General features: G+C 68.6%; 28 protein-coding genes and 1 tRNA gene. 18 read left to right on the forward strand and 11 right to left on the reverse strand.

The features are described 5' to 3' along the window. The first annotated feature begins 140 nt into the window (after positions 1-140). Complete coding sequence (locus ACTJKH_RS14225) at positions 141-644, forward strand: DUF3145 domain-containing protein (protein WP_053096393.1); 504 nt, start codon at positions 141-143, stop codon at positions 642-644. A 141-nt stretch (positions 645-785) separates the two neighbouring features. On the opposite strand, the gene yczR is transcribed toward ACTJKH_RS14225, so the two are convergent. Further along, positions 786-2,189: a MocR-like transcription factor YczR gene (gene yczR / locus ACTJKH_RS14230; RefSeq protein WP_440737465.1), complete on the reverse strand. Its 1,404-nt coding sequence runs from the start codon at positions 2,187-2,189 to the stop codon at positions 786-788. Positions 2,190-2,284: 95 nt separating this feature from the next. On the opposite strand from yczR, the gene yczE reads away from it, so the two are divergent. Further along, a complete protein-coding gene (gene yczE, locus ACTJKH_RS14235) occupies positions 2,285-2,941 on the forward strand; it encodes a membrane protein YczE (RefSeq protein ID WP_210098152.1) in 657 nt (218 codons plus the stop codon). A gap of 70 nt (positions 2,942-3,011) precedes the next feature. On the opposite strand, the gene ACTJKH_RS14240 is transcribed toward yczE, so the two are convergent. From ACTJKH_RS14240 to aceE, 6 genes are all read right to left on the reverse strand, one after another. Next, positions 3,012-4,250 carry a beta-ketoacyl-[acyl-carrier-protein] synthase family protein gene (locus tag ACTJKH_RS14240; protein WP_440737466.1) on the reverse strand — a complete coding sequence of 413 codons (1,239 nt, stop codon included), beginning with the start codon at positions 4,248-4,250 and terminating at the stop codon, positions 3,012-3,014. 90 nt (positions 4,251-4,340) lie between these two features. After that, positions 4,341-4,589 (reverse strand): acyl carrier protein, encoded by a 249-nt coding sequence (locus tag ACTJKH_RS14245; RefSeq protein ID WP_017202249.1) that lies wholly within the window; start codon positions 4,587-4,589, stop codon positions 4,341-4,343. A gap of 69 nt (positions 4,590-4,658) precedes the next feature. After that, positions 4,659-5,660 (reverse strand): beta-ketoacyl-ACP synthase III, encoded by a 1,002-nt coding sequence (locus ACTJKH_RS14250; protein ID WP_440737467.1) that lies wholly within the window; start codon positions 5,658-5,660, stop codon positions 4,659-4,661. Next, positions 5,657-6,577, reverse strand: a complete 921-nt coding sequence (locus ACTJKH_RS14255; protein WP_440737468.1) for an ACP S-malonyltransferase — start codon at positions 6,575-6,577, stop codon at positions 5,657-5,659. Before ACTJKH_RS14255 ends, ACTJKH_RS14250 begins: the two co-directional genes overlap by 4 nt. Positions 6,578-6,682: 105 nt before the next feature. After that, positions 6,683-7,888, reverse strand: a complete 1,206-nt coding sequence (locus tag ACTJKH_RS14260) for a PucR family transcriptional regulator (protein ID WP_259162679.1) — start codon at positions 7,886-7,888, stop codon at positions 6,683-6,685. A 31-nt stretch (positions 7,889-7,919) separates the two neighbouring features. Further along, on the reverse strand, positions 7,920-10,646 hold the full coding sequence (gene aceE, locus ACTJKH_RS14265) for a pyruvate dehydrogenase (acetyl-transferring), homodimeric type (RefSeq protein WP_440737469.1): 2,727 nt from the start codon (positions 10,644-10,646) through the stop codon (positions 7,920-7,922). Positions 10,647-10,800: 154 nt separating this feature from the next. On the opposite strand from aceE, the gene ACTJKH_RS14270 reads away from it, so the two are divergent. Further along, a tRNA-Val gene (locus ACTJKH_RS14270) sits at positions 10,801-10,873 on the forward strand. Here the strand turns inward: ACTJKH_RS14270 and ACTJKH_RS14275 are convergent. From ACTJKH_RS14275 to ACTJKH_RS14290, 4 genes are all read right to left on the reverse strand, one after another. Continuing rightward, positions 10,833-11,168, reverse strand: a complete 336-nt coding sequence (locus tag ACTJKH_RS14275) for a DUF6510 family protein (RefSeq protein WP_440737550.1) — start codon at positions 11,166-11,168, stop codon at positions 10,833-10,835. The genes ACTJKH_RS14270 and ACTJKH_RS14275 overlap by 41 nt on opposite strands. After that, the gene (locus ACTJKH_RS14280) at positions 11,168-11,995 is read right to left on the reverse strand and encodes a ferredoxin reductase (RefSeq protein ID WP_440737470.1); all 828 of its coding nucleotides are present in this window, start codon (positions 11,993-11,995) and stop codon (positions 11,168-11,170) included. The genes ACTJKH_RS14275 and ACTJKH_RS14280 overlap by 1 nt, the downstream gene beginning before the upstream one ends. Then, positions 11,890-12,480 carry a sulfite oxidase-like oxidoreductase gene (locus tag ACTJKH_RS14285; RefSeq protein ID WP_440737471.1) on the reverse strand — a complete coding sequence of 197 codons (591 nt, stop codon included), beginning with the start codon at positions 12,478-12,480 and terminating at the stop codon, positions 11,890-11,892. Before ACTJKH_RS14285 ends, ACTJKH_RS14280 begins: the two co-directional genes overlap by 106 nt. Before the next feature lie 148 nt (positions 12,481-12,628). Further along, positions 12,629-13,135 carry a hypothetical protein gene (locus ACTJKH_RS14290; RefSeq protein WP_440737472.1) on the reverse strand — a complete coding sequence of 169 codons (507 nt, stop codon included), beginning with the start codon at positions 13,133-13,135 and terminating at the stop codon, positions 12,629-12,631. A 199-nt stretch (positions 13,136-13,334) separates the two neighbouring features. Here ACTJKH_RS14290 and ACTJKH_RS14295 point away from each other — a divergent pair, with 199 nt between their 5' ends. The 15 genes from ACTJKH_RS14295 to ACTJKH_RS14365 all read left to right on the forward strand — a co-directional run bounded on the left by ACTJKH_RS14295 (position 13,335) and on the right by ACTJKH_RS14365 (position 25,456). Further along, entirely contained in the window at positions 13,335-14,192 is an 858-nt protein-coding gene (locus ACTJKH_RS14295) for a sigma-70 family RNA polymerase sigma factor (protein WP_440737473.1), read from the forward strand. A gap of 117 nt (positions 14,193-14,309) precedes the next feature. Beyond that, positions 14,310-15,170 (forward strand): flagellin N-terminal helical domain-containing protein, encoded by an 861-nt coding sequence (locus tag ACTJKH_RS14300; protein ID WP_210098142.1) that lies wholly within the window; start codon positions 14,310-14,312, stop codon positions 15,168-15,170. 77 nt (positions 15,171-15,247) lie between these two features. Beyond that, a complete protein-coding gene (gene fliD / locus ACTJKH_RS14305) occupies positions 15,248-16,615 on the forward strand; it encodes a flagellar filament capping protein FliD (RefSeq protein WP_440737474.1) in 1,368 nt (455 codons plus the stop codon). 41 nt (positions 16,616-16,656) lie between these two features. Further along, positions 16,657-17,076 carry a flagellar export chaperone FliS gene (gene fliS / locus ACTJKH_RS14310; RefSeq protein WP_440737475.1) on the forward strand — a complete coding sequence of 140 codons (420 nt, stop codon included), beginning with the start codon at positions 16,657-16,659 and terminating at the stop codon, positions 17,074-17,076. Between the two features lie 6 nt (positions 17,077-17,082). Continuing rightward, positions 17,083-17,361, forward strand: a complete 279-nt coding sequence (locus tag ACTJKH_RS14315; RefSeq protein ID WP_210098140.1) for a hypothetical protein — start codon at positions 17,083-17,085, stop codon at positions 17,359-17,361. A gap of 109 nt (positions 17,362-17,470) precedes the next feature. After that, entirely contained in the window at positions 17,471-17,818 is a 348-nt protein-coding gene (locus tag ACTJKH_RS14320) for a flagellar basal body rod protein FlgB (RefSeq protein ID WP_210098139.1), read from the forward strand. Further along, complete coding sequence (flgC, locus tag ACTJKH_RS14325) at positions 17,815-18,207, forward strand: flagellar basal body rod protein FlgC (RefSeq protein ID WP_210098138.1); 393 nt, start codon at positions 17,815-17,817, stop codon at positions 18,205-18,207. The genes ACTJKH_RS14320 and flgC overlap by 4 nt, the downstream gene beginning before the upstream one ends. After that, the gene (fliE, locus tag ACTJKH_RS14330) at positions 18,207-18,527 is read left to right on the forward strand and encodes a flagellar hook-basal body complex protein FliE (protein ID WP_210098137.1); all 321 of its coding nucleotides are present in this window, start codon (positions 18,207-18,209) and stop codon (positions 18,525-18,527) included. The genes flgC and fliE overlap by 1 nt, the downstream gene beginning before the upstream one ends. Continuing rightward, positions 18,527-20,167 (forward strand): flagellar basal-body MS-ring/collar protein FliF, encoded by a 1,641-nt coding sequence (fliF, locus tag ACTJKH_RS14335; protein ID WP_440737476.1) that lies wholly within the window; start codon positions 18,527-18,529, stop codon positions 20,165-20,167. Before fliE ends, fliF begins: the two co-directional genes overlap by 1 nt. Continuing rightward, on the forward strand, positions 20,164-21,246 hold the full coding sequence (gene fliG, locus ACTJKH_RS14340) for a flagellar motor switch protein FliG (RefSeq protein ID WP_245340799.1): 1,083 nt from the start codon (positions 20,164-20,166) through the stop codon (positions 21,244-21,246). The genes fliF and fliG overlap by 4 nt, the downstream gene beginning before the upstream one ends. 134 nt (positions 21,247-21,380) lie before the next feature. After that, positions 21,381-22,022, forward strand: coding sequence for a FliH/SctL family protein (locus tag ACTJKH_RS14345; protein ID WP_440737477.1), 642 nt, complete (start codon positions 21,381-21,383; stop codon positions 22,020-22,022). 2 nt (positions 22,023-22,024) lie between these two features. Further along, positions 22,025-23,347, forward strand: a complete 1,323-nt coding sequence (locus ACTJKH_RS14350; protein WP_440737478.1) for a FliI/YscN family ATPase — start codon at positions 22,025-22,027, stop codon at positions 23,345-23,347. Next, positions 23,344-23,769, forward strand: a complete 426-nt coding sequence (locus ACTJKH_RS14355) for a hypothetical protein (RefSeq protein WP_440737479.1) — start codon at positions 23,344-23,346, stop codon at positions 23,767-23,769. Before ACTJKH_RS14350 ends, ACTJKH_RS14355 begins: the two co-directional genes overlap by 4 nt. Beyond that, entirely contained in the window at positions 23,766-24,116 is a 351-nt protein-coding gene (locus tag ACTJKH_RS14360; protein WP_440737480.1) for a hypothetical protein, read from the forward strand. The genes ACTJKH_RS14355 and ACTJKH_RS14360 overlap by 4 nt, the downstream gene beginning before the upstream one ends. Beyond that, on the forward strand, positions 24,113-25,456 hold the full coding sequence (locus ACTJKH_RS14365; protein WP_440737481.1) for a hypothetical protein: 1,344 nt from the start codon (positions 24,113-24,115) through the stop codon (positions 25,454-25,456). The genes ACTJKH_RS14360 and ACTJKH_RS14365 overlap by 4 nt, the downstream gene beginning before the upstream one ends. Positions 25,457-25,464 lie beyond the last annotated feature (8 nt).

Genomic DNA, 25,464 nt, shown 5'->3' on the forward strand with positions numbered 1-25,464 from the left:
TGACCGGGGCCTTCGTCGTCGAATCACATGCTTGTGATTTCGCCTGGTCTGGGCGAGAATAGCCCCATAACCGCATATTCACGCCAGTTCTCGTTGTTTCAGGTCGTTGGGGAAGACGCACCTGATGAAACGGAGAGATCATGGCGACGGCTTACGCACGCGGAGTGGTGTTCATCCACTCTGCACCTCGCGCGCTCTGCCCGCACCTGGAATGGGCGGTAGGACGCGCCATCGGTCGTGCGGTGAACTTCGACTGGAGCGACCAGCCGGTGCTCGACGGTGCTCGCCGTGCGGAGTTCTACTGGGACGGCCCCGTCGGAACCGGTGCTGCTCTCGCCACGGCTATCCGCGGCTGGGAGCATCTCCGCTTCGAGGTCACGGAGGATCCGACTCCGCGGAGCGATGGCGGCCGTTGGCTGCACACCCCCGACCTCGGCATCCACTACGCGCAGACCGATGCCGCCGGCAACATCGTGATCGGCGAGGACCGCATCCGCTACGCGATGGAGATCGCGGCCGGCAGTGCCACGGAGCTGCAGCGCGAACTCGACATCGCTCTCGGCTCGGCCTGGGACGAAGAGCTCGAGCCGTTCCGCCACGCGAGTGACGATGCCCGCGTCGTCTGGCTGCACAAGGTGGGCTAGTCGGCCACGGCGCACAGACCTGGAACCGGAAGGCGTGAGTATCGGATGCCGGTGAGTGATCCCGGACGCTGAGAATGCGAATCCCTGTTCCACATGACGAGGACCCCGCCCCTGATCCAGGGGCGGGGTCCTCGTCTGCATTCAGATGACGGCTGAGCGCGGCATCTCCCGGGGTGCGGACGCTCCGCCGGCCATGACGTCATCCCAGGCGAGCTGCAGGCGTCCCATCGCGTCGGCCATCCGCTCGGGAGGAAGAGTAATGGGGATGCGCAGGCGGCGCTCGAGGACTCCTCCGGTGGTGAACCGCGGGCCCGGCGGAAGGATCAGCTGATGGTCGCGCGACGCGAGCGAGAGCGACGTCGAGATCGGAGCGCCCAGGTCGAGCCAGGCGGAGAGGCCACCGCTCGTCGGCGGCATGGAGAGGCCGCCGATGGATGCGAGGCCGGTGGCGACCGCCTCGCGGCCGGCTCGCAGGCGCGCCGTGACGTGCGCGGTGAGTGCCGGCATGTCCTGCAGGAGCTCGACGGCGATGCACTGCTCGAGCAGAGCCGTGCCCAGCTCGAACGAGGGTCGGGTCGCGAGCAGTCGGGCGATGAGTGAGCGCTCCGCGCGGATCCAACCGATGCGCAAGCCGCCCCAGGCGATCTTGGACATCGAGCCCACGGTGATGATCTGCGGACTGAAAGCGGCCATCGGGAGCGGCGACCAGCCGCGATCGATGTCGAGCTCGGCGGTGGTCTCGTCGACGACCACGTGCGTGCCCGAGTTCCTCGCCGTCGTCGCGATGCGGGATCGCTCGGCATCGCTCAGCGTCGCTCCGGTCGGGTTGTGGAAATCCGGGATGAGGTACGCGACGTGCGGGCGGCTGCGCAGAAGCGTGTCGCTGAGGTGACGCTCGTCCCAGCCTGTGACATCCACCGGGGTGGGGAGAAGCCGGTATCCGTGCCGGTGCAGGGCTTCGAGCGCGTGCGGGAAGGTCGGCTGCTCGACCAGTGCCCGTTCTCCCCGCCGGCCGATCGTGGCGAGGACGAGGTGGAAGGCATTGAGCGCGCCGGACGTGATGATGATCTCGTCGGCGTCCGTCTCGACGCCGCGTTCGGTGAAGCGGCGCGCGACCGCTTCGCGCAGTTCGGGGAGTCCGCGCAGCGAATAGCCGCTCGTCCCCCGGAGCGCGGCGAGCCGGGGGAGCGACCGCACCGTGGCGTCGTACAGCCCGGGCGTCGAATCCATCGAGGCGATGGAGAGGTCGATGGCCTCGTCGTCGTCCGTGTTCGTGGCGGCGGGTGGGGAGTGCGGAAGGGCGACTCGGGTGCTGCCGCCGTGCAGCCGGGACACGTATCCGTCGTCTTCGAGGAGGCCGTACACGCGGGTCGTGGTCGAGCGTGAACGGCGCAACTCGAGCGCGAGCGCCCGCTCACTGGGCAGCCGCTCTCCGACGGTCAATCGGCCGTCGAGGATCAGGGCACGGATCTGCTCCGCGAGCGACGCAGCGGTCGCCCCGGCGACGCTCTGGGTGCCGAGTTGCTCGACGAGTCGGGAGGTCATCTCCCCAGCATGCCGCAAAGTGGACTGGTTACGGCAGGCCACTTTTCACAGACTGGCCTCGACGTCCCGTCGTCCACCGGGGCCACGATGGAACAATGCACCTGCGTTCGGTCTTCCTGCCCATCGCCGCCACGAGCCGGCGCGACGTCGTCGAGCGCATCGTCCAGCTGCTCGTGGGTCTGTTCCTCTATGGCGTCGCCCTCGGCCTGATGGTGCGCGGTGGAATCGGCGTCGCCCCCTGGGACGTGCTCGCTCTCGGTATCGCCGGACAGGCGGGGATCGGTTACGGATTCGTCACCGTCCTCGTGTCGGTGCTCGTGCTGGTGCTGTGGATCCCGCTCCGTCAGCGTGTCGGCCTCGGCACTCTGCTGAATGCCCTGCTCGTGGGACCGAGCGCCGACGTGGCCCTCTTCGTGATCCCCGCACCGCCGTCGATCTGGGTGGGCGCCCCCATGTTCGTGGCGGGCCTGCTGCTCCTCGCATTCGCGACCGGTCTGTACATCGCCGCGGACTTCGGTCCAGGACCGCGAGACGGGCTGATGACGGGACTCGTCGCGCGCACGGGCCGGCCCGTGTGGCTCGTGCGCACCCTCATCGAGGGCAGCGTGCTGCTGATCGGCTTCCTTCTCGGAGGGCCGGTCGGCGTGGGAACGGTGCTCTTCGCCTTCGGGGTCGGACCGCTGGTCGGCTGGTTCCTGCCCTGGACCACCCGTCTGCGCGCGGCTCGTTCGCGGCAGCTCGCCCGGGCATAGCCCCGAGATGGCGGAAGACGAGAACGGCCCCCGGGATCACCCGGGGGCCGTTCTCGTGCGTGTCTGAGGGTCAGTCGGCGCTCGCGAAGACCGCGACGGCGTTGTGGCCACCGAAGCCGAACGAGTTGCTGATCGCGTACAGCTGACCGTCGCCGAGAGGCTGCGCCTCGCCCGAGAGCTTGAACGGCACGGCCGGGTCGGGCTCCGTCATGTTGATCGTCGGCGGCGCCACGCGGTCGCGGAGCGCGAGCAGAGAGAAGATCGCCTCGAGTGCTCCGGTGCCACCCAGCAGGTGACCGGTCGACGCCTTCGTCGCCGAGACCGGGATCTCGTCGATCCGGTCGCCGAAGACCTTCTTGAGCGCGACGTACTCGTTGGGGTCACCGACCGGGGTCGACGTCGCGTGCGCGTTGATGTGGGCGACCTGATCGGCGGTGATGCCGGCCTCTTCGAGAGCCTGGGTGACCGCACGTGCTGCGCCGTTCCCCTCGGGGTCGTTGCCCGTGATGTGGTACGCGTCAGCGGTCACTCCGCCGCCGAGGACGTAGCCGTAGATCTTGGCTCCGCGAGCCTCGGCGTGCTCCTCGGTCTCGAGGATCAGCGCTGCGGCGCCCTCTCCCATGACGAAGCCGTCGCGGTCGATCGCGCCGGGGCGGGATGCGGTGGCGGGATCGTCGTTGCGGCGCGACAGCGCCTGCGCCGAGGCGAAGGACGCCATCGTGATCGGGTGGATGGCCGACTCGGTTCCACCGGCGATCACGACATCGGCGAGACCGTCCTGCAGGTGATGGAACGCGTGGATGATCGACTCGGTGCTGGAGGCGCACGCACTCACGACCGTCTGGGCGTAGGCGCGTGCCTGGAACTGCAGCGACAGGTTGCCCGCTGCGGCGTTCGGCATCAGCATCGGGACGGTGAGGGGCATCACACGGCGGGGCCCCTTTTCGCGCAGGGTGTCCCACGCGTCGAGGAGGGTCCAGAGGCCGCCGATGCCGGTGGCGAAGTCGACACCGAGGCGCTCGGGGGCGACCTCGGGGGATCCTGCATCCGCCCAGGCCTCACGAGCCGCGATGAGCGCGAACTGGGAGGAGGGGTCGAGCCGCTTCGCCTCGTGGCGGGGCAGGACGTCTTCGGGGCGGACGATCGCCTCTGCGGCGAAGGTGACGGGCAGCTCGTACTGCTGAACCCAGTCGTGTTCGAGGGGGCGGGTTCCGGACTGTCCTGCGAGCAGGTTGGTCCAGTTCTCGGGAGCTGTCCCGCCGATGGCGGACGTGGCGCCGATGCCGGTGACGACGATGCGCTTGGTCATGTGTGGTTCCTTGTCAGGCGGGTCGAGCAGAAGGCGGGCAAGGCGGAGGATGCCACGCCCCGCAGGCGCGGGGGTGGCATCCTGCGTGGATTACTCCTGGCCGGCGACGATGAAGTTGACGGCGTCTCCGACGGTCTTAAGGTTCTTGACCTCGTCGTCGGGGATGGTGACGCCGAACTTCTCCTCGGCGTTGACGACGATGGTCATCATCGAGATCGAGTCGATGTCGAGGTCGTCGGTGAACGACTTCTCGAGGGCGACCTCGGAGGCGTTGATGCCGGTCTCGTCGGTGATCAGCTCTGCGAGGCCTGCGAGGACCTCATCGTTGGTGAAAGCCATGTGGTCTTCCTCTTTCTTACGGGTTGTGTATCGGAACCGTGGAACAGTCTAGGGAAGGTCGGCGCGTTCTCAGGGGAGGACGACGACCTGAGCGGCGAACACGAGGCCCGCGCCGAAGCCGATCTGCAGCGCGAGACCGCCCGAGAGCTCCGGGTGCTCGGCCATGAGTCGGTGACTCGCGAGGGGGATCGAGGCGGCCGAGGTGTTGCCTGTGGTCTCGATGTCACGCGCGATCACCGTGGATTCCGGCAGCTTGAGCTGCTTGGCGAACTCGTCGATGATGCGCATGTTCGCCTGGTGCGGGATGAACGCGGCGATGTCGGTCGGCTCGACGCCGGCCCGGTCGAGAGCTTCGCGAGCGACCTTCGCCATCTCCCACACCGCCCAGCGGAAGACCGTCTGGCCCTCCTGGCGCAGGGTCGGCCACGGCACTTCGCCGTCGCGGAACTCCGTGAGAGTGCCGTTCATGCCGACGGCGTCTGCCTTCGAGCCGTCGGAACCCCACACCGCAGGGGCGATGCCCGGCGTGTCGCTCGGGCCGATGAGCGCGGCACCCGCGCCGTCACCGAGCAGGAACGAGATGCTGCGGTCGGCCGGGTCGACGATGTCCGAGAGCTTCTCGGTGCCGATCACGAGGGCGTAGCGTGCCGCGCCGGACCTGATCAGGGCGTCGGCCTGGGTGACGGCATACGCGTATCCGGCGCAGGCGGCGTTGATGTCGTACGCAGCGGCGGGGTTCGCGCCCACGCGGTCGGCGACGATCGCGGAGACCGAGGGCGACTGCTTGGGGTTGCTGATGGTGGCGACGATGACGAGATCGACCTGGTCGGCCGGGATGCCGGACTTCTCGATCGCCTCGGCGGCCGCGACGGTCGCGAGATCGATCGCATCCGTGCCCTTGTCGGCGCGCACGCGGGTCACGATGCCGGTGCGCTGGCGGATCCACTCGTCGCTGGAGTCGATCGGGCCGATGAGGTCGTCGTTCGGCACCGCGTTCTCGCCACGGGCCGCGCCGTAGGAGTAGATCCGTGTGTACGCAGGACCGGTGACCTGGTTCAGGGTGGGGCTCATGCGGCTTCTCCGTTCAGCAGCGCGACGGCCGCATCGAGGTCATCGGGGGTCTTCACGGCGACCGTCGGCACGCCGCGCAGACCGCGCTTGGCGAGACCGGTGAGCGCGCCGGCGGGGGCGAGCTCGATCAGGCCGGTGATGCCCTGGTCGGCGAAGGACGCCATGCACAGGTCCCAGCGCACGGGCGAGGAGACCTGGTCGACCAGGTAGCTCAGTGCCTGCGACCCATCGGTGACGACGGAGCCGTCGCGGTTGGTCCACAGGGTGATGTCGGGGTCTGCCGGAGTCACGGTCGAGACGGCGTCACGCAGGGCGGAGACGGCCGACTCCATGTACGAGGTGTGGAACGCACCGGCCACCTGGAGTGGGATGACGCGGGTGCCCTTGACCGGCTCGGACGAGAGAGCCTCGAGTCCTGCGAGCTCGCCGGCCACGACGAGCTGTCCGCCGCCGTTGTAGTTGGCGGGGGAGAGGCCGAGCTCGGTGAGCCGCGTGAGGATCGTCTCCTCGTCGCCGCCGAGCACCGCGCTCATGCCGGTGGGGGTCTGTGCTGCGGCATCCGCCATGGCGCGACCTCGGATGCCGACCAGGCGCATTCCGGTCTCGGCGTCGATCACACCGCTGCCGACGAGTGCGGCGATCTCTCCGACCGAGTGGCCGGCGACACCATCTGCGCGGCGACCTGCACGCGCCGTGAGGGCGTTCGCCGCGATCAGCGAGGCTGCGACGATCAGCGGCTGCGCGATGCGCGTGTCACGGATGGTGCCGGCATCCGACACCGTGCCGTGCTGCTGGAGATCGACCTCAGCGGCCTCGGAGTACGCGGCGAGGTTCTCGGCCACGCCGTCCAGCTCGAGCCAGGGAGAGAGGAAACCGGGGGTCTGCGAGCCCTGTCCTGGGCATACGACGACAATCACATCCCCAGTCTGCCAACGATCTGGCGGAAGCGGTGGATGATCCATCACAAGATTCCGAAGATCCCTTGTGTGTGGCGTACAGCAGATCGGTGTTCTGCGCGTCGTTCAGCGGGATTGGCGTCGCAGCGGCGGACGACGGCGGACCTGCTCCGCCGCGCCGATGGATCCGAGGATGAGCGCGGTCTGAAGGATGAGGGCCTCGCGGGGTCCGGTTGCATCCCAGCCGATGACCTCGCTGACGCGCTTCAGGCGGTATCGGACGGTATTGGGGTGCACGAACAGCTCGCGCGCCGTCGCCTCGAGAGATCGACCGTTGTCGAGATAGCTCCAGAGCGTGGTCACGAGGTCGGTGGAGTGCGCCTGCAGGGGGCGGTAGATGCGCTCGATCAGGGTCTGCTTGGCGAGCGGATCGCCCGCGAGGGCGCGTTCGGGCAGAAGATCGTCGGCATCGACGGGCCGAGGGGCGCTGCGCCAGGCGCGCGCGACGGCGAAGCCGGCGAGAGCCGCTCGCGCGCTCTGGCTGGCATCGACGAGGGCGGCGACCGCCGGGCCGAGCACGACGTAGCCGGGACCGAAGGAGGGCTCGAGCCTGGACGCGATCTCTTCGAAGCCGAGTTCTTCCTCCTCGCCCTCGACGGGTTCCTGACCCGCGATGCGCGCACGACCGATGACGAGCACGAGGCGCGAGCCCTGCACACCGATGAGCACATCGACCGCGAGCTTGCGGGCGGTGCGGCGCACCAGATCGACGTCGAACTGCGGGGGAGTCGTGCCGACCAGAACAGCGACTTCGCCGTGGCCGTGCCAGCCGAGCGCGGCGATACGGCTCGGGAGCTCCTCGTCTGCTTCACCGGTGAGGATCGAGTCGACCACGAGTGCTTCGAGGCGCGCATCCCACAGGCCACGGGCCTCGGCGGCACGGGCGTACACGTCGGCAGCGGCGAAGGCCACGTCGCGCGAATACAGCAGGATCGCCTCGCGGAGGTCCTCGCCACGACCGGCCACACGCTCTTCCGTCACCTCGACGGTGACGCGGATGAGCTGCAGCGTCTGCTGCAGGCTGACGCTGCGCAGAAGCTCGCGCGGAGCGGCCGCGAAGATGTCGGCGGCGATCCAGGGGGTCGAGGTCGGATCCTCATACCACTGGATGAAGGAGGTGATGCCTGCCTGGGCCACCAGCCCGACCGCAGAGCGGCGGGCTGGTGGCATGTCGGCGTACCACGGCAGGGTGTCCTCGAGGCGCTTGATCGTCACCGAGGCGATGTCACCGGAGATCCGGCGCAGCCAGGTGAGCGTGGCGGACTTGTCCATGCCGCGCGAAGAGGAACCTGTCACCGATGGCTCAGCTTTCGCCGCCCGCGTTGCCGCTGGTGCCGGCGTTCACGTCGTGCAGGCTGTACTTCTGGATGGCCTGCGCGGCGAGAGAACGGTCGACGACCCCGTCTTCGGCGAGCGACTGCAGCGTGCGGACGACGATCGACGGACCGTCGATCTTGAAGAAACGACGGGCGGCTGCACGGGTGTCGGAGAATCCGAAGCCGTCGGCACCGAGCGTCGCGAAACGCTGCGGAACCCAGGGACGGATCTGGTCCTGCACGGCGTGCATGAAGTCGCTGACCGCGACGACCGGACCCTCGGCGCCCTGCAGCTTCTGCGTGAGGTACGCGGTGCGGGGCTCCTCTTCGGGGTGCAGGAAGTTGTGCTCGTCGGCGGCGAGGCCGTCGCGGCGCAGCTCGGTCCAGGAGGTGACCGACCAGACGTCGGCGATCACGCCCCAGTCGTTCTTCAGCAGCTGCTGCGCCTCGAGGGCCCAGGGGAGTCCGACACCCGATGCGAAGAGCTGGGCACGGGGTCCCTCGCCCTCGCCGACCGAGACACGGTGGATACCGCGCACGATGCCGTCGACGTCGACGTTCTCCGGCTCGGCCGGCATCACCATCGGCTCGTTGTAGAGCGTGATGTAGTACATGACGTTCGGGTCTTCGTGGTTTCCGCCGTACATGCGCTCGAGACCCGAACGCATGATGTGCGCGATCTCGTAGCCGTATGCCGGGTCGTACGAGATCGTCGCCGGGTTGGTGGCGGCGAGCAGGTGCGAGTGACCGTCGGCGTGCTGCAGGCCCTCACCCGTGAGGGTGGTACGACCGGCGGTGGCGCCCATGATGAAGCCTCGGGCCATCTGGTCGCCGGCGGCCCACTGGGCGTCGCCGGTGCGCTGGAATCCGAACATCGAGTAGAAGAGGTAGATCGGGATCAGCGGCTCGCCGTGCGTGGCGTAGGACGTGCCGGCCGCGGTGAACGCGGCCAGGGCGCCCGCCTCGTTGATGCCGACGTGCACGATCTGACCCTGCGGGCTCTCCTTGTAGGCGAGGAGGAGCTCACGGTCGACCGACGTGTAGTGCTGGCCGTTGGGGTTGTAGATCTTCGCCGACGGGAAGTAGGCGTCCATGCCGAACGTGCGCGCCTCGTCGGGGATGATCGGGACGATGCGGTGGCCGAAGTCCTTCGAACGCAGCAGGTCCTTCAACAGACGGACGAACGCCATGGTCGTGGCGATCTCCTGCGTGCCGGAGCCCTTCTTGGGAAGGGCGTACGCCGAGTCGTCGGGAAGCGACAGGCCGACGTGCGTCGAGCGGCGCTCGGGCAGGAAACCGCCGAGTGCCTGGCGGCGCTCGAGCATGTACTGGATCGTCTCGTCCTGGGCCCCGGGGTTGTAGTACGGGGGCAGGTACGGGTTCTCCTCGAGCTGCGCATCCGTGATCGGGATGTGCATGGCGTCGCGGAACGTCTTCAGGTTGTCCAGCGTCATCTTCTTCATCTGGTGGGTCGCGTTGCGGCCCTCGAAGTGCGGACCCAGGCCGTAGCCCTTGACGGTCTTCGCGAGGATGACGGTGGGCTTGCCCTTGTGCTCGGTCGCGGCCTTGAACGCGGCGTAGACCTTGCGGTAGTCGTGGCCACCGCGCTTGAGGTTCCAGATGTCGTCGTCGGAGTAGTCCTTGACGAGGGCGGCCGTGCGCTCGTCGCGGCCGAAGAAGTGCTCGCGGACGTACGCGCCGGACTCGGCCTTGTACGTCTGGTAGTCACCGTCGGGGGTGACGTTCATCAGGTTGAGCAGTGCGCCCTCGGTGTCGCGGGCGAGCAGGTCGTCCCATTCGCGACCCCACACGACCTTGATGACGTTCCAGCCGGCTCCGCGGAAGAACGACTCGAGCTCCTGGACGATCTTGCCGTTTCCGCGCACGGGACCGTCGAGGCGCTGCAGGTTGCAGTTGACGATGAAGGTGAGATTGTCGAGTCCTTCGTTCGCCGCGACCTGCAGCTGACCGCGGCTCTCGACCTCGTCCATCTCGCCGTCGCCGAGGAAGGCCCAGACGTGAGACTGCGACGTGTCCTTGATGCCACGGTTCTCGAGGTACTTGTTCGACATCGCCTGGTAGATGGCGTTGATCGGACCGAGACCCATCGAGACGGTCGGGAACTGCCAGTACTCCGGCATCAGACGCGGGTGCGGGTAGGAGGGGATGCCGTACGGTGCGTGCGACTTCTCCTGACGGAACCCGTCGAGCTGGTCCTCGCTCAGGCGTCCTTCGAGGAAGGAACGAGCGTAGGTGCCGGGGGAGGCGTGGCCCTGGATGAAGATCTGGTCTCCGCCGCCGGCGTTGTCGGCGCCCTTGAAGAAGTGGTTGAAGCCGACCTCGTACAGGGCTGCGGAGGATGCGTACGTCGAGATGTGTCCGCCGACGCCGATGCCGGGGCGCTGCGCGCGGTGCACCGTGATGGCCGCGTTCCAGCGGATCCAGGCGCGGTAGCGACGCTCGATCTCTTCGTCACCGGGGAACTCAGGCTCGTTCTCCGCGGCGATCGTGTTGATGTAGTCGGTGGTCGGGACCATCGGCACGCCCAGGTGCAGCTCCTTCGAGCGCTTCAGCAGGCTGAGCATGATCTCGCGGCCACGACCGTGGCCCTTGGCGTCGACGAGCTCGTCGAGCGACTGCTGCCACTCGCCCGTCTCTTCCGGATCGCTGTCGAGGGGGCCCTGGGAGTACGGATCCTGGTCGTGCACAGTCACGGGGGAGCCTTTCGTCAAGCTGGCAGGTCATGCCATTGAAACGGGAAGCGACGCGGGCAGCCTTGTCGGCTGTGCACAACGCGTGCCTCCCTCACCCTATCCCCCTTCCACGGCATCAGCGCGCACCGGGTCATCTGTAGACTGGGGGTCACCAGGGCCTTTAGCTCAGCTGGTAGAGCGCCACGTTTACACCGTGGATGTCGTCGGTTCGATCCCGGCAGGGCCCACCGTGAAGTCATCTGCACCCTGAGGCCACCGCAGCCCGGCGAGTCCGCCGATCGTGAGTGTCCGCTCCCTTTCCGAGCGCAGGTACGTCAGCAGGGTGTGATCGCAGCCGCGGCAGAGCAGGATCACTCCGGCGTCGTCGACCTCGGCGACGGCATCGGCCAGTGCGGCCTCCTGTGCGCAGTGCCGGCACGTCGCTCGTGCGGTCGTCATCTCCCGGCCGAAGATCTCGAGCAGGAGTCCTCCGGCGGCATTGCCGTCGACTCTGTGGTGATGACCCGGGTGGGTGGTGTTCATCAGGCACCTCCGAAGCGTTCTGTGCGGATGCGGTCGGGGGAGTGTCCCGCCGCCACGAGCAGGTCTGCGACGGCCTCGACGAAGCCCGTCGGTCCGCACACGTAGACCGACGGCTGCTCCGTCGGGGGAATCGTGGATGCGGCGATCGTCGCCNCATCCACACGGCCGGCCGGCCGGATGAACCCGGGAGGCGTCGAGCGCGTGTAGGCCCAGTCGAGGACGAACGCATCACCCTCGAACCCGGTGAGTTCGTCGGCGTAGAAGGCGTCATCCTGCGAGCGCACCGAGTACAGCATCCGCATCGGAGCACTGCTGCCTGTGAGGGCGTGAACCCGTGCCATCGCGACGAGTGGGACGATCCCCGATCCGCCTGCGATGAGCTGCACGGGCTCCGCACGGTCGGGGGTCCACACGAAGTAGGCGCCGATGGGTCCGCGGACCTCGAGTTCGTCGCCGGGGAGCACGTCTTCGACAAGATAGGGCGAGACCTCACCGTCGGGGAGCTCGTCGACGGCGAGTTCGAGGAGGTCGGATTCTCCGGATGAGGCGAGCGAGTACGAACGGACGGCCTGATAGCCGTCTTCGGCGGTGAGTCGGACGTCGACGTGCTGCCCCGCCAGGTTTCCCGGCCAGCCCTCGACGCGCAGGCGGAGCACTCTGCCGTGGGGGGTCGCCGGTCGGGTCTCGACGACTCGGGCGACGAGCCACGGTGACGAGGTCGTCACCAGTACCGCTCCTCTTTCCAGGGATCTCCGTACATGTTGTAGCCGTTCTGCTCCCAGAAGCCGGGTTCGTCCTGCGCGAGCATCTCGAGTCCATGCACCCACTTCGCCGACTTCCAGAAATAGAGGTGCGGAACCAGCAGGCGTGCGGGACCACCGTGTTCGGCGGCGAGGGGCTCGCCCTCGAACTCGAACGCGATCCACGCCTTCCCGCCTGACAGGTCTGCCCGCGGGACGTTGGTGGTGTACCCGCCGTAGGAGAACACCCGCGTGAACGCGCCGTCGCCGGCATCCGCCAGCAGATGATCGAGCGAGACTCCGCGCCACCGCGTGCCGAGTTTCGACCAGCGGGTCACGCAGTGGATGTCGGTGGTGACCTCGTCGACCGGGAGCTCGTGCAGCTGATCCCACGACCAGGTGCGGCGGATGCCGTCGAGGCCGACGATCGCGAACTCCCACGTGTCGGTGGAGACCCGCGGCGTGGGGCCGGCGGAGAGCACGGGGAAGTCCTCGGTCAGGTACTGCCCCGGAGGGAGCCGTTCGTCGGACTCTCTGCGCCGAGCGCCGAAACCGCGGGAGATCACAGCCATGTTCGTCTTCTTTCGTCGGTCCAGTGAGTCCAGCCCGTCGACCGGGAAGATCCGTCCTCCAACTCTCGGAGGTCGGCCCGCGCAGTGACGAACCGATTCTAGGGCGGCCTCGCTCGCGGGCGCACGTGCCCGAGACCGGAGCGTGCCGTCAGCCCACGCGGAGCACGTTGAAACCGGCGGCGTCGAGCGACCCCAGCACGAGACGCTGTCGCAGGGAGCGGTCCCGTGCACCCGCGGTGACCGGTGCGACAGCCACCGTGATCTGGAACAGGATCTCGGATGCGAGCAATCGCTGCAGCTTCGCGGGGGCGATCCGCGCCCGGCCGCTGCGTATCACGGCGATCCGCAGAGCATCCGGAGTCACGGTCTCGGGGGCCGACCTCAGCAGTGTGTTGATCTTCAGCAGGGACGATCGTCCGTCGCCCTCGATCGCGAGGATGACGATCTGCGCCGGTTCCGTGGCCGTGTCGAACGTCTGGAGCAGCACTCCTTCCTGCAGGGCGCTCACCTGCAGGTCACGCACGAGGTCGTGAGCATCGCCGTCGATCACGATCGCCGTCGTGTCGAGGCGGTCGGCGACATGGGCGCCGCGATCGGCGCGTGCGCGACGCCGACGCCAGATCCCGCGACCCTTCGCCCGCTGGTGGCGGTTCATGAACGGGCCCCGACCCGCGGTGCCGCGGAGAAGGGCCGGTCGATTCCACGATGCGCGCCCATCGATCGATCATCTCAGACCGCGGACAGATCGGGATGCTGATCGCTGCACAGGAGAAAGCGGGTGCGTTTTCTACTCATAAACGCGAGGTTCATGCTAGCTTCACTCGTAAAACAGTTGTCCTAGCTTCGGAGTCGCATTGCTGAGTAATTCTGCTTTTTCTGCTGATTCCAGCAGTGCTGACGTCCTGGCCTCCACGCCGGACCAGCTCGCGCGCGACAACATGCCGCTCGCGACGTTCCTCGCGGTCGAGAAGGCGCGTTCCGCGACGCACCTCGACCTCGACGACCTGCTCTCGGCTGCTCGCTTCGGCCTGGCGCGCGCGGCGCTGTCGTACGACGCGTCCCGCGGCATACCCTTCGGAGCGTTCGCCAGCAGCCAGATCAACTGGGCGATGCTCTCGGAGATGCGTCGGGCCGACCCGGCGGGGGAGCGCGCACGCGAGAAGATCGAGCGAGTGCGGCTCGCGGCGGAGACGCTGCTGGCTCGCAGGGGACGACCGGCGACGATCCCGGAACTCGCGAAGGAGACGGGCCTCTCGGCCGACGCGGTCGCCGAGATGCGCCAGCTCGACGAGATGGTGCGCACGGCGACCAGTTTCGAGGAGCACTTCGACGCCGAGACCGGTCGTCAGGCCACTGATCTCACGGACAGTGTGATCCTTCCCGAGCACGCGGTCGAACAGTCCGAGACGCGGGCGATGGTCAATCGTGTCGTGGATGCGCTCCCGGGGGCGATGCAGAAGGTCGTCCGCGGCATCTACCTCGAGGATCGCATGGTGAAGGACCTCGCCGAGGAGCTCGAGGTCAGCCACGCCTATGTGTCGAAGCTGCGCTCTCGCGGGCTCGTCCTGATGCGTGAGGCGATGGAGGCCTGGGAGAACGGCACGACCGGCGACCGCTCGACCGCGGCGAAGACGGAGTTCTTCGAGGCGCTGTTCGGGCCGGCCAGAGTCGATGCGATGCCGCGATCGGGCGCACTTCTCGCGGCCGTGTGACGACGAGTCCAGAATCTTCCGCAACGGTGGTTACGCCGATGTCGCATGTCGCGAATATCGGTTGTGCAGGTCCACGGATGGGCCCGCATTCAGTCCCATAACCACGGAGGAACACTCATGGGTCTTCAGATCGCAACCAACGTCAGCGCGCTCAACTCGTACCGCAACCTGTCGGCGAACCAGAACGACGTCTCGAAGTCGCTCGAGAAGCTCTCGAGCGGTCTGCGCATCAACCGCGCAGCCGACGACGCCGCCGGTCTCGCCATCTCCGAGGGCCTGCGTTCGCAGGTCAACGGCCTGAACGTCGCAGCCCGCAACGCTCAGGACGGCATCTCGGTCATCCAGACCGCGGAAGGTGCACTGACCGAGGTCCACTCCATCCTGCAGCGTGTCCGCGACCTCGCGGTGCAGGCAGGATCCGACTCCAACAACGCCGACTCGCGCAAGGCGATCACCACCGAGGTGACGCAGCTGGTCGACGAGCTCGCCCGTATCTCCGACAGCACCAACTTCAACGGCATCAAGCTGCTCGATGCCTCTGCCGGTGCCGCAGGCGACGGTGTGCTCAGCTTCCAGGTCGGTGCTGACGGCGCCGCCTCGAGCCAGATCACGGTGAACCTCGCGTCCGCCGACATCAAGACGCTCGCGACGGACCTCAAGGCCGACATCGTCACCACCGACGGCTTCGCCACGCCGACGCTCGCAGCGGCGACCATCACCACGGTCGACGCTGCGATCAAGAGCGTCTCGTCGGCTCGCGCCGACCTCGGTGCGGTGCAGAACCGCTTCGAGTCGACGGTCAACTCGCTGCAGGTCTCGGCAGAGAACCTGTCGGCGGCGAAGAGCCGTATCGCGGACACCGACATGGCCGCCGAGATGGTCAAGTACACGGCTGCGAACATCCTCGCGCAGGCCGGCACGGCGATGCTGGCGCAGGCCAACCAGTCCGGCCAGGGCGTGCTGCAGCTTCTCCGTTGAGTCGCTGCGCCTGAGGCGCTCGGGGCNGCCCTGCTCTAGGACCGACACGATCCGCACCACTGGGAAGGCATCCGAGGATGAAACTCGACGGCTTGATCTCCGGCCTGAAGACGGGCGAGCTCATCGACGCGCTCATGGACGTGTCGGCGATCCCCAAGAAGCTCATCACCACGAAGATCACCGATCGCAACTCGATCATCACGAACCTGCAGTCGCTCAACACCTCGCTGCAGGCCCTCGTCGCCAAAGCCAAGGCGGCGGCGGGCCCGACATCGCTCGCCGCCTTCACCGCGACCGCATCCGCCGAGACCGTCAAGGTCACGGCCGGTGCCACCGCGAGCCCGTTCTCGACCGGCGTGGTGGTCGACGCGATCGCCTCGGCCCACTCGATCGTCACCGCGGCAGCGGGCGCTGACGCGTGGGCAGGCACCTTCACCCTCGTGGCCTCGGACGGCACACAGACCGAGGTCACCCCGAACGGCGGCACGCCCCAGGACCTGGCCAAGGCCATCAACGCGGCGAGGACCGGCGTCACCGCGACTGTCGTCCCCGCGGGAACGGATGCCGACGGCAAGCCGCTCTCTCGCATCCAGCTGACCTCCGCCGAGACCGGCGAAGAGGCGCGCTTCACCCTGCACCGGGGTACGGGCGCCGACGTCGACGCCGGATCGTCGGTCGACGTCGCGACCGAGTCGGGTGCCGCCGTGCTGACGCAGGGCAGCGATGCGCGCATCCGCCTGTTCGCCGGAACCGCGGCCGAGCAGACCCTCAACAGTGCCAGCAACACGTTCACGGTGAGCGAGGGCATCGACGTCACGGTGTCGAAGGTCAGCACCGACCCGGTGGCCGTGGTCGTCGCACTCGATGCCAAGGCGCAGACGACATCGGCCGAGGCCTTCGTCAAGGAGATCGCCGCACTGCTCACGCGCATCGACAACGGTTCGAAGGCGACGATCGGCGCTGTGGGGGAGACGACGACCCTGGGCGTCTTCACCGGCGACAGCACCGTGCGGAATCTGCGCGGCGCGCTCGCGAGCGCGATGCAGTATCCGGTGGACGGCGTCTCTCCCTCGACCATCGGGATCTCGATCAGCGACAAGGGCGTGCTCTCGTTCGACGCCGAGAAGTTCGGTGCGGCGCTGGCCGACGACCCCGAGAAGACCCAGGAGCTGTTCTCGGCGATCGCGGGGCGTGTCGAGACCGTGACGGGTCAGTACTCCGACAAGTACGACGGACTGCTCACCCAGCGCATCACCGGTCAGGAGTCCGAGGTCAAGACCCTCAAGACCCAGGTCGAGAGGTGGGACATCCGGCTCGAACAGCGACGGGCGACACTCGAGCGCACGTACTCGCAGCTCGAGGTGCAGCTGTCGAAGCTGCAGTCCCAGTCCTCGTGGCTCACCTCCCAGCTCGCCGGCCTCACCAACACGACGTCGTCGTCGTGACCTGAGAACCCTCCACCCGCACCGCATCGGAGTCACACACCATGCCCATCACCTCCCTCGACCGCGCGAAGCAGCAGTACCTCGAGCAGCAGGTCGCCTCCGCCTCACCGGAACGGCTGCTCATCCTTCTGTACGACCGTCTCCTCGTCGACATCGAGCGCGCGGGCGCATCGCAGGATGCCGAAGACTGGACGACCGCCGGGAGCCACCTCACGCATGCCCAGCAGATCGTCGCGGAGCTCAACGGCTCTCTCACCGACGCGTGGGACGGCTCGGCCGAGCTGCGCGGCGTCTACACCTACCTCACGGGCCGCCTCATCACGGCGAACATCACGCGCGATCGCGCGGTGACCGCCGAGTGCCGCGACCTCGTCGTCCCGCTGCGTGACGCGTGGCACGCGGCCGCGGCGGCGACCACGACGACCTCGGCTCCGTCGTCGTCGACGTCGGCGCTGGCCTGAGCGATCGTGTCCGACAACCTCTCCGCCTGGCTGACCGTTCTCGATCAGTTCGAGCGGGCTCTCGACGCCGCCGACGAGCAGATGGAGGAACAGCCGTTCGCTCCACCTCCGGGTCCTGTGCCCGATGAGCTGCGTGAGCGTGCCGAGGCGGTGCTCGCCCGTCAGCAGCTCATGATCAACGGCCTGGTCACCTCTCGAGCGAACGTCGCCCGTGAGATCGCCGCACTGCGCCGGGTGCCGACCGGACCCGGCGACGCCCCGGTGTATCTCGACGTCCAGGGGTGAACGCGGTCGGTTACGGCGAGGGGTCACTGTCGCGATAGTCCCCACTGAGCACGGATCGCTCGACGATTGGCCACGGATAGGCCTCTCCACCAACATCCGGAGTGCCCCCGTGCTCGAATCCGTCACCTCCTCCGCGCTGATCAGCGCCCTCGACGGGCTGGCTCTGCGCCAACGCTCGATCGCCGAGAACATCGCGAACGTCAACACCCCCGGTTACCACGCCCAGCGGGTTCAGTTCGAGGACGAGCTGCGCTCCGCCGTCGAGAGCGGCTCGGGAAGCGTCGCCGCCACGGTCGAGCGGTCGCTCGAGCCGACGCGCCTGAACGGCAACAACGTCAACCTCGACACCGAGACCCTGTCGAACATCGACACGGTGCTGCGGTTCCAGTTCGCCAGCCAGGCGATCGGCGGTCAGGCCGCCTCGATCACCAAGGCGATCGGCCAGGCGTCCGCATGACCTTCGACGCGATCGGCATCGCCGGGACCGGTCTGACCGCCCACCGCAAATGGCTCGATGCGCTCAGCGACAACATCGCCAACGTGAACACGGCGACGCCGGCAGGCCAGGAGGCGTTCCGTGAGAAGTTCGTCACCGTGCAGGCCGGCACCGAGAGCCCCGGAGTGTACGTCGCGGGCGTCGTGGAATCCGAGGCCGAGGGCAAGCTCGTCTACGACCCCGAGCACCCGTACGCGAACGAGGACGGGTACGTGCAGTACCCCAACGTCGAGCTCGGCGACCAGATGAGCATGTTGATCCTCGCCCAGCGCGGCTACGAGGCGAATGCGGCCGTGGTCGATCGCGCCAAGACGACGTACGAGGCCGCACTGCAGATCGGCCGCAGCTGATGAGCGCCGGGATCGAGCCCGTCTCCGCCGCGGGAGTGACCCCGCTCGCACCCCTGAGCTTCGAGAGCGGCGCCGATGGTGCGGGGGCTTCCGGATCGGCCGGCGCCTTCGCGACGTCGATGACCGGCGCCGTCGAGAACCTGCAGCAGCTTCAGTCGACCTCGAACGAGCTCGCCGTGCAGGCGGTCACCGGTGATCTGCAGGACATCCACCAGGCGATGATCGCCTCGACACGCGCCTCCGTCACGCTCGACCTGGTCGTGGCGGTCCGCGACCGCAGCGTGTCGGCATTCAACGAGATCATGAGGATGCAGGCCTGATGCCGAAGATGCTCACGACCTACTACGACCGTGCCAAGCAGGTCGTCGGAGGATTCACGCTCGCACAGCGCACGATCGCCATCATCGGCGTCGCGCTGCTGGTGATGGGCGCCATCGCACTGGGGGCCTGGCTGACCAAGCCGCAGATGAGCCCGCTGTTCACCGGCCTCAGCGCCGGCGACGCCTCGGCCGTCGTCGAGCAGCTCAAGTCCGCGGGCGTCGGCTACGAGCTCACCGAAGGCGGAGCGACCATCCTCGTGCCCGACGATCAGGTGTACCCGCAGCGGCTGGCGGCGGCCTCGGCGGGCCTCCCGAGCGACACGAGCGAGGGCTACACCCTGCTCGACAAGATGGGGGTCACCGCCAGCGAGTTCCAGCAGTCCGTGACCTACAAGCGGGCCATCGAGGGCGAGCTCGCGGGCACGATCGGCGCGATGGACGGCATCTCCACGGCATCCGTCCAGCTCGCGATCCCCGAGGAGAGCGTGTTCGTCTCGGAGCGGCAGAGCCCCACCGCCTCCGTCTTCGTGAAGACCCGGAACGGGGCGACGCTGAGTGACGAGAAGATCGAGGCGATCGTGCACCTGACCAGTGCCGCGGTGCCGGGGATGACTCCGGAGGACGTCGCGGTGACCGATCAGGACGGTCGGGTGCTGTCCGCCGTCGGAACCGGACTCACGGGCAACTCGTCGAAGCAGGCGACCGAGCACGAGGCGAAGGTCGCGGCATCGGTCAGCAAGATGCTCGACACGATCGTCGGTCCGGGCAACGCCACGGTGACGGTGTCGGCGGACGTCGCGAACTCGACCTCCGAGCGGATGGAGGAGACGTACTCGGCGCCGGAGGGCGAGCTCAGCGCCTCGGAGCAGACCAAGACCGAGACCTACACCGGCGGGCAGGGCGGTGGCACGGGCGTGCTCGGTCCTGACAACATCGCTGTGCCGAACAACGCTGAGGGCAGCGGCGCGTACGAGTTCGAGGAGACGTCGCGCGACAACGCCGTGAACAAGTCGACGGAGAAGACCGTCACCCCCGCGGGCGAGGTCACTCGGCAGACCGTGAGCATCGCGCTGAACCGGGGCACCGTGACGGGTGTCACCGCGAACCAGATCGAGGCGCTCGTGGCATCCGCCGCGGGAATCGACGTCGAGCGCGGTGATGAGATCGCCGTCGAATTCGTCGAGTTCAACCAGACCGGGGCGACGGCGGCCCAGGCCGCCCTGCAGGCCGCAGAAGCGGAGCGCAGTGCGCAGATGCAGCAGGAGCTCCTGAAGTCGGCCATCATCGGCGGCTCGATCCTGCTCGCAGTCATCGTCCTCGTCGTGTTCCTCGTCGTCCGACGACGGATGAAGCGCCGCGTGCTGTACACCGACGACGGTCCGATCGAGTACTTCGCCACCGTCACCGAGAGCGAGGAGCAGAAGCTCAAGTCGCTCAGAGGGCTCAAGGACGCCGACGCGATCGTGCCGACCGCGCCGACCAGGCTGCTCCCGTCGGCGTCGGTCGACTTCGATGACGAGCCGGAACCCGACAAGGTGCTCGTCGAACGCCGGCGACGTGAGATCGACGAGCTCGCCAAGCGCGAACCGGATGCGATCGCGACTGCTCTGGCCGATCTGATGGATGAGGCGACGGTATGAGCCTGCTGACCGACGTGCTGGATGCCCAGGCCGACACCGTCGAGGTATCGACCGGCGCGGGATCCGTCGCCGCCCCCGTGGCGGCGATGAGCGGTCTGCGCAAGGCCGCGATCGTGCTGATGAACATGGACAGGGCCGCCAGTGCCGAGGTGCTGCGTCACCTGGGCGAGGAGCGCGCCGAGATGCTCGCCGCCGAACTCACCCAGCTCGGTGGGGTGGACGTCGCCTCGACGGCAGCCGCCCTCGGCGAGTTCCGTCGCATCGCGACCGGCGGCTCCGTGCCGTCGCGGGGTGGCCAGGAACTGGCCACGGGCCTGCTCGAGACGGCGTTCGGACGCGAGAAGGCCGTCGGGATGGTCGGCCGTGTGATGTCGCAGGGATCGGTGTCGTTCGACTTCCTCAACGCCGCCGACCCTGCCCAGCTCGCCACGATCATCGAGGGCGAGCTGCCGACGACGGTCGCGGTCGTGCTGGCGAATCTGCGCGCGGACCGTGCGGCGTCCGTGCTCGCGGCGCTGCAGGATCCGCTGCGCACCGACGTCGCTCAGGCGATCGCCACCATGGGCACGGCCACGCAGGAGGCGATCTCGATCGTCGCGGACTCGCTGCGATCGCGCACCGGTGTGTTCGCGATGCGCGACAACCACGAGTCGATCGGGGGAGTCCAGCCTCTCGTCGAGATCATCAACCGCTCCGACACCGCGCTCGAGAAGTCGCTGCTCGCGAGTCTCGAGGGACGTGACCTCGCTCTCGCCGAGGACATCCGGAGCCGCATGGTGACGTTCGCCGACATCGCCCGTCTCGAGGATCGCGACGCGCAGCGGGTGCTCCGGGGCATCGACCTGCGCATGCTCGCCCTCGCGCTCAAGGGCGCGGACGAGCAGATCACCGACAAGGTCAAGGGCAACATGACCGAGCGCAACCAGGAGAACCTGGCGGAGGAGACCCGCGTGCTCGGCCCCGTGCGGATGCGTCAGGTCGACGAGGCCCGCGCTGAGATCGTGCGCATCATCCGCGAGCTGGAAGCAGCCGAGGAGATCACGATCTCGCGCGAAGACGAGGACGAGCTCATCGAGTGATCCCTCTCACGGCGCGCGAATCGGTCGGGATGGTTACGGATGCAGACGACTGTCGCGATAGTCGACAGGGAGCACGGATAGCTCTCCCTTCGGGCCACGGACAGGCCTCGCCCTTCGATTCCGAGGTGTCCTCCGTGCTCGATTCCGCCTTCACACCGCTCGTGGTGCCACGCGTGGGCGAGACTCCGATCGACATCCGCGGCGAGGCCGACAGAGCTCGTACCCGGGGATACGCCGACGGCTTCGCGGAGGGGCGACGGCTCGCGCTCGACGAGGCCCGGCAGCAGCAGATCGCGCAGCAGCAGCGGATGCACGAGCTGCAGGAACTGTATCTGCACGAGCGAGGCTCGGCGCTGCGCGCGATGGACGCGGCGCGGACCGCGCTGGACCACAGGATCGACGAGATGAGCACGCTCGCGACGGAACGGATCGAGGATCTGGCCGTCGTCCTCGCGACGACCATCCTCGGGACCGAACTCTCGGATCCGGCGCGGTCGGCGGCGCACGCGCTGCGTCGGGCGCTCGCGGAGATGCCGGTCGATCGATGGACACGCGTCTCGTTCAGCGAGCAGGACGTTCGCACCCTCGAGGCCGATGCACCGGCGATCGAACCGCTGCGCGGCATCGACATAGTCGCGTCGCACGCCGTGGACGCCGGAGGCGCGATCGTCGAGATCGAGGACGGTGCGGTGGACACCCGGATCACCGAGGCGCTCGCTCGCGCGGCTGCGGCGCTGCGCGGCGACGAGGAGAGCAACGCGGGGGTGATCGTGTGACCGTGGCGACGGCATCATGGCGGCGCGCTCTCGACGCCGCTCGACCGGAGTGCTCGGGAACCGTGAGGGCGGTGCGGGGGCTGGGGGTCGAAGTGCTCGGCATCGACGCCGCGGTGGGCGATCGCATCCGCATCGACGCGGTGCCCGGACGCTCGGTCGACGCCGAGGTGGTCGCCGTCGACGGAGCATCCGCCCGCTGCATGCCACTGGGTCGTCTCGACGGCATCACCGCGCGAGCCCGCGTGCGACACGGCGGAGCCCCGTTGCAGGTGCCCACGGGACGCGCACTCCTCGGACGCGTTCTCGACGGGCTCGGTCGCCCCATCGACGGCAAGGGGCCGCTCGACACGACCACCCTCTACGCCCCGCTCGACCACGATGCGCCGAGCATCATGGATCGGCAGCGCATCGACAGCCAGCTCGGGCTCGGTGTGCGAGTGCTCGACACCATGACCCCGGTGGGCACCGGGCAGCGCCTCGGTCTCTTCGCCGGTTCGGGGGTGGGCAAATCGTCACTCATGTCGATGATCGCCCGCGGCTCGACCGCAGACGTCAACGTCATCGCGCTCGTGGGCGAGCGCGGTCGCGAGGTGCGGGAGTTCCTCGAAGACGATCTGGGTCCGGAGGGCCTCGCCCGGTCGGTCGTGGTGGTCGCGACCTCCGACCAGCCGGCGATGGCGCGCCTGCGGTCCGCGTTCGTCGCCACGCGGATCGCCGAGGGGTTCCGCGACGACGGTCTCGACGTCGTCCTGATGATGGACTCCCTCACCCGTGTCGCGATGGCCCAACGCGAGATCGGGCTCAGCGCGGGCGAGCCGCCGGCCACGCGCGGATATCCGCCCTCGACGTTCTCGGTGCTCGCCCGTCTGCTCGAGCGCGCAGGCACAGGACCGGTGGGTTCCATCACCGGGCTCTACACGGTGCTGGTCGACGGCGACGATCACAACGAGCCGATCGCGGACGCCGCTCGCGGGATCCTCGACGGCCATGTCGTGCTCGACCGAGCACTCGCCGTCCGCGGACACTTCCCCGCGGTGGACGTGCTGGGCTCCGTCTCCCGTGTCGTGTCGAAGATCACCAGCGCGCAGCAGCGGCAGGATGCGGTGACGCTGCGCAGCGTGCTGGCCGCTCGCCGCAGTGCGAACGACCTGATCGACATCGGTGCCTATCGGGCCGGCGCGAATCCGCTGGTCGACGCCGCGCTCACGCATGATGCAGCGATCTCGCGCTTCCTGACTCAGAGCATGGACGACCTCATGACATCCGACGATTCCTGGCAGCAGCTCGCCGCCCTCACCACTGACTTCGGAGGACTCATCCCATGACCTTCCCCCTGGCCGGCCTGCTGCGCGTGCGCGGCGCCCAGGAGCGCGTGGCCGCCGAGCAGCTGTCGCGTGCGAGCGCGGATCGGGCAGCGGCAGAGGCCGCCGAGCAGACCGCGATCTCGAGCCTCGCCGACATCAGCGCGCAGATCGACGACCCTCGAGCACTGATGGCCATGGCCGCTGCCCGCGCCGCCGGTCGCAGCACGCTCAGCGACCTGCAGGCCCTCGTCGACATGCGGCGCGGTGCGGAGTCGGAGGCGAAGTCCGCCCATGTCGACGCGCGTCGCGAACTCAAGGGGCTCGAGCGGCTCGAGACCAGCCACCGGGTGGAATCCGCCCGAGCGGAGCTGGCCGCGGAGCAGTCGGCCCTCGACGAGATGGCGGTCGTGAACGCCTCGCGCCGTGAAGGGAGTGCGGCATGAGCGGCCTCGGAGCGGTGATCGCTCGCATCGACGCGATCGAGAGCCAGATCGTCTCGCTCGACCCGGTGGCCCGGGCGGCGGCCGCGACCGAGTCGACATCGGAGACGGGTACGACCGGCGCGACCAGCGCTGCCACGTTCTCCGGCGTGCTGGAGGCGGCGAAGGCGGCGGCGAGCACCGGCACCACGACACCGGAGTCTGTGGTCGGTGCTGTCACGGATGCCACGACGGGCGAGAAGAACGCGGAGCTCGTCTCTGCCCTGCAGACCCTGTTCTCGGCGAGCGCGTCCGGATCCTCCTCCTCGTCGTCGGCATCGATGCAGAAGCTCATCGAGATGATCGGATGACCGCGGTGAGCCTGATCGGTGTGATGCCGGGCGCGCAGTCGGACGCCGACTCCGCTCGCACGGAGGGCGGCTCAGGAGCGCTCTTCGGGGATGCGCTGATCGCCGCAGGGCAGATGCTCGACGACGCCGAGAACGCTTCGTCGTCCTCATCCGATCTCGCAGGGGAGAGCAGCACGGATCCGAGCGACGCACCGGCCAGGGAGTTCGGGACACCCGTCGAGGTGGATGCCACGACCACCGCCATGCTCCAGCTCGCCGCGCAGCTCGTTCCCGGCATCCGGGCTACGATCCCGCCGTCGGCAGACGGAGCCGCGCCCGACAGCAGCAGCGAGGACGAGTCCACGTCGACCGCCGCGCTGACATCGGTCGAGCCGCTCATCATTCCGACAGCTCTGGCAGCGCCGATAAATGCGTCGGCTCCGGCAGCTGCGTCGGCTCCGGCGGCCTCGGACCCGTCGCCGAGCAGCCGAATGCTCGCAGCCGACGAGTCGACGGCATCCGTGGCCACCGCCACGCCGGTCGGCGACCTGGTCGCCGGTGCCGCTGTCGCCGCGACGTCTGCGGGATCGGTCGCGCCGGCTTCGGCACCGGGCACCTCCGCGTCTGCGTCTCTCGCAGATGCCCCGTGGGTGCGCAGCGAGGTCGCCGGGCAGCCTGCCTCGGCCATCGTCTCCGCCCTGCCGTCCACCCCGGTCGCGGTCGTCGGCGAGGCAGCCGCCGCAGGCGCGATCCCCAGAGACCAGGTGACACGCGTCGACTCCGGCGAGCGCGCCCCGTCGGCATCGCCTGCGACGAATGCTCCTCCCGTCGCCGTGCCCTCATCTGCGGTGGCCCCGGCCGCTCCCGTCTCGACGCCGGAGACTGCGGCGGCGAACCGCGCCGTCGCGGCCCAGGTCTCGCCGGTCGTGGTGAGCATCGCCCAGCGTCCGACGGGGACGCATCATCTCACCATGACGGTGAACCCCGACAGCCTCGGCCCCGTCACCGTGCGCGCGCACATCAGCGCGAGCGGCGAGGTGCAGGTCGAGCTGAGCGGAGCGACGGATGCGGGGCGCGATGCGCTGCGTGGCATCCTCATCGATCTGAGACGTGACCTGGCCACCGTGATGCCGCACGCCACGCTGAGCATCAACCAGGGCTCAGCATCGGACGCGAACAGCGCCCGCAGCGGCCAGGAAGGGGCGGGCGGCGCCGGGGGAGACCAGGCCGCCGGCGATCGCGACTCGGACCGTGGCCGCCCGCCGCAGCGCACCGGCGCGGAACGCGCCCCCGAGGTCGCCCGACCGACCCCGACCATCTCCCACGCCGGCGTCGGCGCGGGTCTCGACATCTTCGCCTGAGAGGAAGA

Origin of the sequence: Microbacterium sp. 22215 (assembly GCF_052045655.1) — a bacterium.
Lineage (GTDB): Bacteria > Actinomycetota > Actinomycetes > Actinomycetales > Microbacteriaceae > Microbacterium > Microbacterium phyllosphaerae.